Below are 7,879 nucleotides of genomic sequence, written 5' to 3' on the forward strand. Positions count from 1 at the left end.
CTCGCGCAGCAGCGGCTGCACCCGGGCCGCCAGCGTCAGCGCGCCGAGGCCGAGGGGGGCGCGGCCGTCGGCGCCGCGGGTCGCGAGCTGCCGGTGCTCCAGCGTCGCCAGCAGCCGGTAGACGACGGGCCGGGCGACCCCGAGCAGCGCGGCCAGCTCGCTGACCGTCGCGCCGTGCTCGCGCTCGGCCAGCAGCCCGAGCACGGCGAGGCCCCGGTCGAGCGTCTGCGAGCGTTCGGGCTCGCGCTCGGCCGGGGCCGTGGTGTCACCGGGCGGGCTCACCCCGCCACGCTAGTGCTCAGAAGGCGGTCGGGTCCGTCGCCGAGCGGCCGCTGCGCGCCGGCTGCGCCTGCTGCTGCTGGGCCTCGGCGAGCCGCTGGCCGTACTCGGCCTTCACGGCGTCCATGTCGAGCTCGCGCACCTGCTTGAGCAGGTCCTCGAGCGCCGGCTGCGGGACGGCGCCGGGCTGGCCGAACACCGGGATGCCGTCGCGGTAGACCACGAGCATCGGGATCGACGACACCTGGTAGCGGGCCGACAGCTCCTGCTCGGACTCGGTGTCGACCTTCGCGAAGGTCACGTCGGGGTTCGCCTCGCTGACCGCCTCGAACACCGGCGCGAACCGGTGGCACGGGCCGCACCAGTCGGCCCAGAAGTCGATCAGGACGATGCCGTCCTCGACGGTCTGGTCGTGGTTCTCAAGGGTCATCGCACGCGTTGCCATGCACCCCTCAACGCGAGGGCCCCCCGTCGTGTTCCAGCCCCGCGGAGGTCAGCCGGCCCAGGCGAGCAGGTGGTCGCGGCGGCGCATCAGCACGTCGATCGACGCGCTGGCCGACGGCGGGCCGGGCACCTCGCGGCGCACCTGCACGTGGATCTCGGCGTGCTTGCGGCCGGTGCGCGCGGCCACCTGCGACACCAGCTTGTTGACCTCGCGGCGCAGCGCCTCGACCTCGCGCCACGACTGCGGCGCGTCGGTGACGGGCGGCGGCTCGGCGGCCGCCAGGGCGTCGGCCTCGCGCAGCCCGCTGGTGCGCCGCCGCAGGTGCACGTCGCGCGAGGCCAGCAGCGCCGCCGTCTGCTCGGGCGTCAGCAGGCCGGGCAGCCCGAGGTAGTCCTCCTCCTCGGCGCCGAGCGGGCGGGCCTCGGCGACGATGGCCCGGCCGCCGTGCAGCACGTGCGCGAACTCGGCCTCGGCCTCCAGCGCGGTGAACTCGCCGACGTCGCCCTCGGACTCGACGCGCTCGGCCGGCTCGACGGCGTCCAGGTCGTCGCTCGCCGGCCCGGCGATGCGCACCACGTGGTCGCGCTGCTCCTCCATCGCCGCGGCGAGCGCCAGCAGCGGCTTCACGGCGGGCAGGAACACGGTGGCGGTCTCGCGCGGGTTGCGGGCGCGGACGACGCGGCCGACGGCCTGGGCGAAGAACAGCGGGGTGCGGTACGACGTGAGGAACCCGAGCGCGGCGGCGCGCGGGATGTCGACGCCCTCGCTGACCATGCGCACGCACACCGCGAGCCGGGCCTCGCCGTGCTCGAAGTCGTGGATCTTCCGGCTGGCCTTCGGGTCGTCGCTGAGGATCACCAGCGGCGCCTCACCGGTGATCTTGCGGGCGATCTTGGCGTAGGCGCGGGCGGCGTCCTGGTCGGAGGCGAGGATCAGCCCGGCGGCGTCCGCCATGCCCTGCTCGCGCAGGTGGGTGATGCGGTCGTCGACGGCGGCGATGACGTGCGGCACCCAGGCGCCCGCGGGGTCGAGCGCGGTGCGCCAGGCGGCCTCCTCGACCGCCTTGGTGTTGTCCTCGCCGAGCCGGGCGGCCAGCACCTCGCCGGCGCTGTTCATCCAGCGGCTGACGCCGGAGTAGGCCGCGAACACGACCGGCCGCACCACGTGGTCGGCGAGCGCCTCGCGGTAGCCGTAGGCGTAGTCGGCCTCGCTCATCAGCTCGCCCGGGCCGGCCGACACGTAGCGCACGAACGGGATGCGCTCGGTCGGCTTGGTGCGGAACGGGGTGCCGGTGAGCGAGAGGCGACGGCGGGCCGGGTCGAACGCCTCGGTGACCGCGTCGCCCCACGACAGCGAGTCGCCCGCGTGGTGCACCTCGTCGAGGATCACCAGCGTGCGCTTGTTCTCGGTGCGCCGGCGGTGCAGCAGCGGGTGCGCCGCGACCTGCGCGTACGTCGTGACGTAGCCGTCGGCGCCGGCCCGCACCGGCCCGACGGAGTTCGGCAGGTTCGGGTCGAGCACGAGGCCCGTCCGCACCGCGGCGTCGGCCCACTGGGTGCGCAGGTGGTCGGTCGGGGCGACGACGATCACCCGGTCGATCAGCCGGCGGCTCTTCAGCCGCAGCGCCAGCGTCAGCCCGAAGGTCGTCTTGCCCGCACCGGGGGTGGCCGTGACGAGGAAGTCCTCGGGGTCGGCGACCTCGTAGCGCTCGATCGCCTCGGCCTGCCAGGCCCGCAGCCGGGTGCGGGTACCCGGCACGGACGAGGGCGCGGCGGAGTCGGTGGAAGCAGTCATCGGTGGCATCACGGTAGCCCGATCCGGCGGGCGACGTGCCGAGGCCCCGCGGTGCTCCGCGGGGCCTCGGGGTCGTGCTATCGCGTGTCGGTCACGCCGGTCCGTGCCGGTCGATGCCGGTCGATGCCGGTCGATCAGGCCCGGTACGCCGTCCACTGCTGCTGGATGCGGGTGCGCTGGCCGGCGCTGAACGTGTTCATGCAGGAGTCGTACGTGTAGTCCATGAAGTTGTGGATCGGGTCGGTGCCCGGGGCGGTGCAGGTGTCGCGGCCGGTGGGGCACTCGAACGCCGGCGAGGCCTCGGCCGGGGTGTCGCTGACCGAGTCGCCCGAGCCCGAGCAGCCGCCCTGGAACGTGTGGTAGAGCCCGGCCCAGTGCCCGACCTCGTGCGTGCCGGTGTCGCCCTGGTTGTAGTTCGTGGCGCTGCCGCCGGGCAGCGAGGCGTCGAGCACGACCACGCCGTCCATCGCGGGCTTGGCCTTGTACGACGAGGGGAAGGTCGCCCAGCCGAGCAGGTCGTCCTGCAGGTTCGCGGTGTAGAGGTTGAGCGCGTTCTTGCCGCCCTTGCGCAGCGCGGTCTTCATGGCCTTCTCGGCGCTGCTGCCCTCGGCCAGGTCGTACCAGGCGGCGTTGTTCGTGGTGTCGGTCGACGTCAGCCTGAACGACAGGCCGGTGCCGCTGTAGGCCGCGTTGAGCACCGAGATCTGGTTGCTGATCTGGGTGGCGGTGACCTTGCCGCGGGTGCCGCTGGTGATCACGTGCACGTAGACCGGCACGACGGTCGCGGTGAACGCCGCCGACGGCTTCGCGGCGCTGCGGGCCACGGCGGTGCCGCGGGTCAGGCCCTTGGCGGCCAGCGTCCGGTCGAACGAGCGCTCCATCGCGGCGACCTGGGCGGCGGTCAGCTCGTTCGCGTCGGCGCGCTGCCCGGCGTGCCGGGTGCCGACGGCACCGGTGCGCTCGAGGCACGACGTCGCGCTCGCGGCACCGGGCAGCGCGGGGGCCGAGGCGACGGCCGCCCCGGCGGTGGGGGCGGCGAGCAGGGCGGCACCGAGCGCCAGCGGCGCGAGCAGCCTGGTGGGACGGGGCATGTGACTCCTCCGGTCAGCCGCGCCGGGAGGCCGCGGGCTGAGCGGAACGTACCCGCTCGTCGTCCCGTCGAGAAGGGACGAACGGTAAGAAGTTGGTCAAGTGGCGGCTACTCGCCGCCGTCCTCCGGCGCCCGCAGCCCCTCGTAGATCTCCTTGCACATCGGGCACACCGGGAACCGGTCGGGGTTGCGGCCGGGCACCCAGACCTTGCCGCACAGCGCGATCACCGACTCGCCGGACAGCGCGCTCTCCAGGATCTTCTCCTTGCGCACGTAGTGCGCGAAGCGCTCGTGGTCGCCCGGCTCCGCGGTCTGCTCCTCGACCTGCTCGCGCTCGATGGTCGCGGTGCGCGTGCCGGGGCCGCCGGGGCCGCTGGGCCGGCCCGGCTCGTCGAAGGGGTCGAGGGTGCTCATGAGCGTGCAGTGTAGGTGGGCACCTCGCGCGGCGGACGGCGGCTGCCGAGCACGCGGTCGACGCCCAGCAGCAGCAGGCACACGAGCAGCAGCAGCACCAGCACGCCGGCCGCGTTGCGCAGCACCGTCGGGTAGCCCAGCTCGTCGACGTCGGTGAACGGGTAGGGGTACCAGTGGCTCACCGCACCGTGCAGGGCCGTGCCCGCGACGTAGACCACCGGCCAGACCAGCGCGAGCACCACCGTGCCGACGTCGACCCGCCGCCGGGGGCCGCACGCCAGCCAGCCGACCACCGCGAGCGCCGGGACGACGACGTGCAGCCCGGTGTCGGCGACCAGGTCGGCGCCGTGCAGGTCCTGCAGCGGGCGCAGCACGACGGCGTGCACCCCGGCGGTCACGGCGATGCCGGCGATCGCGTCGAGCCGCAGCACCCGCAGCCACCACGCGTCGAGCGCCGGGCGCAGCGCGAGCAGGCCGGTCGAGAGCAGCACCAGCAGGTTGCTCTGCACGGTGAAGTAGCCGACGAACCGGATCAGGCGGGTGCCGAGCCCCGGGCCGCCGTCCTGCCCGACCACGAGCACGAGCTGCAGCAGCAGCGACCCGAGCGCGACCAGCGCGGTCAGCGCGTGCCACCCGCGCCCCGGCGTCCACGCCTGCTCGCGCTGCCACCCCGCTGCCGTCACGGCCGCGACCCTAGCCCGTCCCCCGTCCGCGACTCCCCGCCGAGATGCGAGTACCGGTTCAGCGAGGGCCTCGCGCGTGAACCGGTACTCGCATCTCGGCGGGAGGGGTCAGTTGTGCTCGGGCTCCTGGGGGTACGTCGCGAGGTAGGCGAGGTCGCCGGGCTGGCGGCGCAGCACGGTGCGCCACAGGTCGTCGGGCGCGTCGGTGAAGGGGTCGCGGGGCTCGCCGTCGACGACGTACCAGGACCCCTCGTCGACCTCGCGCTCGAGCTGCCCGCCCGACCACCCGGCGTACCCCGCGAACACCCGGACGCCGGTCAGCGCCGTCACGACGTCGGCGGGCTCGGTGTCGAGGTCGACCAGTGCCAGCGAGCCCGCGATGCGGCGGACGCCGGCCGGCTCGGGGGCGTCGCCGGGCACGCCGACCAGCCCGAGCGCGGAGTCGAGCGCGACCGGGCCGCCCTCGAACAGCACCCCGGGGGCGGTGACGTGCGGCTGCCAGGGCGGCAGCACGACCGAGACCTCGACCTGCATCGGCCGGTTCAGCACCACGCCGAGCGCGCCCTCGGGCCCGTGGTCGAGCAGCAGCACCACCGTGCGGGCGAACGTCGGCTCCCGCAGCGCGGGCGCGGCGACCAGCAGGCGTCCCACGAGGCGGCCGGGCGGCAGCCCCGAGGGCAGCTCGAGCGGCTCGCTCACGACGCGCGCCCCCGTCGCGCGGCCCAGAGCCCGAGCAGCGCGCCGGCGGTGTCGGCCACGGCGTCCCACGGGTCGCCGCTGCGGTGCGGCAGCACGTGCCCCTGCAGCAGCTCGCTCACCACGGCGTGCGCCACCAGCACCAGCGCCACCGGCCCCGGGCGCAGCCCGCAGCGCACCGCCGCGAGGGCGACCAGCCCGAACACCGCGGCGTGCACCAGCTTGTCGAGCCCGATCGACTGGCCGGTCGAGGGGGCCCGCGGGGCGTAGAGCACCGCGAGCTGCAGCACGACGGCGGCGCCGAGCAGCAGGCGGTCGCGGGTGCCGGTGCTCACCCCGTCACGCTCTCACGTGCCGCGCGGGCCGCGTCCGCAGGAGGCCCCGGATCAGGAGGCGGGCGCCGGCTCGGTGGGCGCGGCGTCCAGCGCCGCGCCGGCCTCGGCCGGCGCGATGCCGTCGGGCCGGGCGTGCGGGTGCCTGGCCGCTCCGGACCGCTCGGCGGCCTGCTGCACGGCCGCCGCCACCACCTTCGTGACGTCGGGGTGGAAGACGCTCGGCACGATGTAGGTCGCGTTCAGCTCGTCGTCCTTGACCGTCGCGGCGAGCGCCCGGGCGGCCGCCAGCAGCACCTCCGCGTCGACCGTCGTCGACTGCGCGTCGAGCAGGCCGCGGAAGACGCCGGGGAACGCCAGCACGTTGTTGATCTGGTTGGCGAAGTCGCTGCGGCCGGTGGCGACGACGGCGGCGTGCTCGGCGGCGGCGACCGGGTCGACCTCTGGATCGGGGTTGGCCATCGCGAAGACGATGGAGTCGTCGGCCATGGTGGCGATGTCGGCGCCGTCGAGGATGCCGGGGGCCGAGACGCCGAGGAACACGTCGGCGCCGGCGAGGGCGCCGCGCAGGGTGCCGGTGACGCCCCGCGGGTTGGTGATCGCGGCGACCCGGGCCAGCGCCGAGCCGGGCTCGATGTCGGGGCGCGACGGCTCGACGACGCCGTGCACGTCGCACACCACGACGTCGCGCGCGCCCGCGTAGAGGAACAGGTCGAGGATCGCGGTGCCCGCGGCGCCGGCGCCCGACATCACGATGCGGACGTCGGCCAGCTGCTTGCCCACGACGCGCAGGGCGTTGGTGAGGGCGGCGAGGGCGACGATCGCGGTGCCGTGCTGGTCGTCGTGGAACACCGGGATGTCCAGCTCGCGGCGCAGCCGGGCCTCGATCTCGAAGCAGCGCGGGGCGCTGATGTCCTCGAGGTTGATGCCGGCGAACACCGGCGCGATGGCCTTCACGGCCGCCACGATCTCGTCGGTGTCCTGGGTGTCGAGGCAGATCGGGAACGCGTCGATGCCGGCGAACCGCTTGAACAGGGCGGCCTTGCCCTCCATGACCGGCAGCGCGGCGAGCGGCCCGATGTTGCCCAGGCCGAGCACCGCCGAGCCGTCGCTGACCACGGCCACGGTGTTGCGCTTGATCGTGAGGCGGCGGGCGTCGTCGGGGTGCTCGGCGATCGCGACGCAGACCCGCGCCACGCCGGGGGTGTAGACGAGCGAGAGGTCGTCGCGGTTGCGGATCGGCACCTTCGACTCGACGCTCAGCTTGCCGCCGAGGTGCATCAGGAAGGTGCGGTCGCTGACCTTGCCGATCTCGACGCCGGGCAGCGCCCGCAGCTGCTCGACCAGGTCGTTCGCGTGCCCGACGTCGCGGGCGGCGCAGGTGAGGTCGACCTGCACGCGCGAGGCGCCGGACGCGGTGACGTCGAGCGCGGTGACGATGCCGCCGCCCCGCTCGACCGCCGCGGTGAGCTCGCTGACGGCGGTGGGCCGTGCCGGCAGCTCGAGGCGGACGGTGATGGAGTAGCTGACGCTCGGCGCGGCGGGCATGGCGACCTCTCGGAGACGGCGGTGCCCGGTCATCATGCCGCGCCGGGGCCGCCCCGGTCAGCGACCGCCCCGGCGCGCCCGCTTGTCGTCGTACATCGAGGCGTCGGCGGCCCGCACCGCGTCGTCGAGGTCGCCGCGCGGCGGGCAGGTCGCGGCACCCACGGACGAGCGCAGCCGCAGCCCGCTCGGCGTCACCACCCGCTCGAGCGCCCGCCGCAGCCGAGCCGCGATCACCGTGGGCGCGGCGCCGACGCCGGGCAGCACCAGCGCGAACTCGTCGCCGCCGAGCCGGGCCACGACGTCGAGCTCGGCGCGCACGCCGTCCCGCAGGGCGCGGGCCGCCGCGACGATGAGCTCGTCGCCGGCCGCGTGGCCCGCGGTGTCGTTCACCAGCTTCAGGCCGTCGAGGTCGATCGCCACCACCGAGACCGGCGTCCCGTCGGCGACCAGCTCGCGGGCGCGGTGCAGCGCGTCGTCCCAGCCGCGGCGGTTGCCGACGCCGGTGAGCGGGTCGGACGTCGCGGCCACCCGCGCCGCACCGAGCTCGCCGCGCAGGGCGTCGTGGTGGGCGGCCAGGTCGAGCACCGTCGCGGCGTGC

10 protein-coding genes are annotated in these 7,879 nt (G+C 75.3%); all 10 read right to left on the minus strand.

Annotated elements, in window-relative coordinates:
• The coding region (locus tag ACYVI6_RS17315; protein ID WP_460447559.1) for a helix-turn-helix domain-containing protein at positions 1-282 on the minus strand (282 nt) is incomplete at its 3' end.
• 16 nt (positions 283-298) lie between these two features.
• Entirely contained in the window at positions 299-724 is a 426-nt protein-coding gene (trxA, locus tag ACYVI6_RS17320) for a thioredoxin (RefSeq protein WP_460447560.1), read from the minus strand.
• 48 nt (positions 725-772) lie between these two features.
• Entirely contained in the window at positions 773-2,518 is a 1,746-nt protein-coding gene (locus ACYVI6_RS17325; protein WP_460447561.1) for a DEAD/DEAH box helicase, read from the minus strand.
• Between the two features lie 134 nt (positions 2,519-2,652).
• Positions 2,653-3,609: a zinc metalloprotease gene (locus ACYVI6_RS17330; protein WP_460447562.1), complete on the minus strand. Its 957-nt coding sequence runs from the start codon at positions 3,607-3,609 to the stop codon at positions 2,653-2,655.
• 107 nt (positions 3,610-3,716) lie between these two features.
• Positions 3,717-4,022 carry a DUF3039 domain-containing protein gene (locus tag ACYVI6_RS17335; RefSeq protein WP_460447563.1) on the minus strand — a complete coding sequence of 102 codons (306 nt, stop codon included), beginning with the start codon at positions 4,020-4,022 and terminating at the stop codon, positions 3,717-3,719.
• Positions 4,019-4,705: a Pr6Pr family membrane protein gene (locus ACYVI6_RS17340; protein WP_460447564.1), complete on the minus strand. Its 687-nt coding sequence runs from the start codon at positions 4,703-4,705 to the stop codon at positions 4,019-4,021. Before ACYVI6_RS17340 ends, ACYVI6_RS17335 begins: the two co-directional genes overlap by 4 nt.
• A 108-nt stretch (positions 4,706-4,813) precedes the next feature.
• Positions 4,814-5,404 (minus strand): YqgE/AlgH family protein, encoded by a 591-nt coding sequence (locus ACYVI6_RS17345; protein WP_460447565.1) that lies wholly within the window; start codon positions 5,402-5,404, stop codon positions 4,814-4,816.
• Entirely contained in the window at positions 5,401-5,736 is a 336-nt protein-coding gene (locus ACYVI6_RS17350) for a VanZ family protein (RefSeq protein ID WP_460447566.1), read from the minus strand. Before ACYVI6_RS17350 ends, ACYVI6_RS17345 begins: the two co-directional genes overlap by 4 nt.
• Positions 5,737-5,787: 51 nt before the next feature.
• Positions 5,788-7,281: a malic enzyme-like NAD(P)-binding protein gene (locus tag ACYVI6_RS17355; protein WP_460447567.1), complete on the minus strand. Its 1,494-nt coding sequence runs from the start codon at positions 7,279-7,281 to the stop codon at positions 5,788-5,790.
• Between the two features lie 57 nt (positions 7,282-7,338).
• Positions 7,339-7,879: GGDEF domain-containing protein (locus ACYVI6_RS17360; protein ID WP_460447568.1), on the minus strand; the 541-nt coding region annotated here is incomplete at its 5' end.

It is taken from the genome of Angustibacter aerolatus (assembly GCF_054776675.1).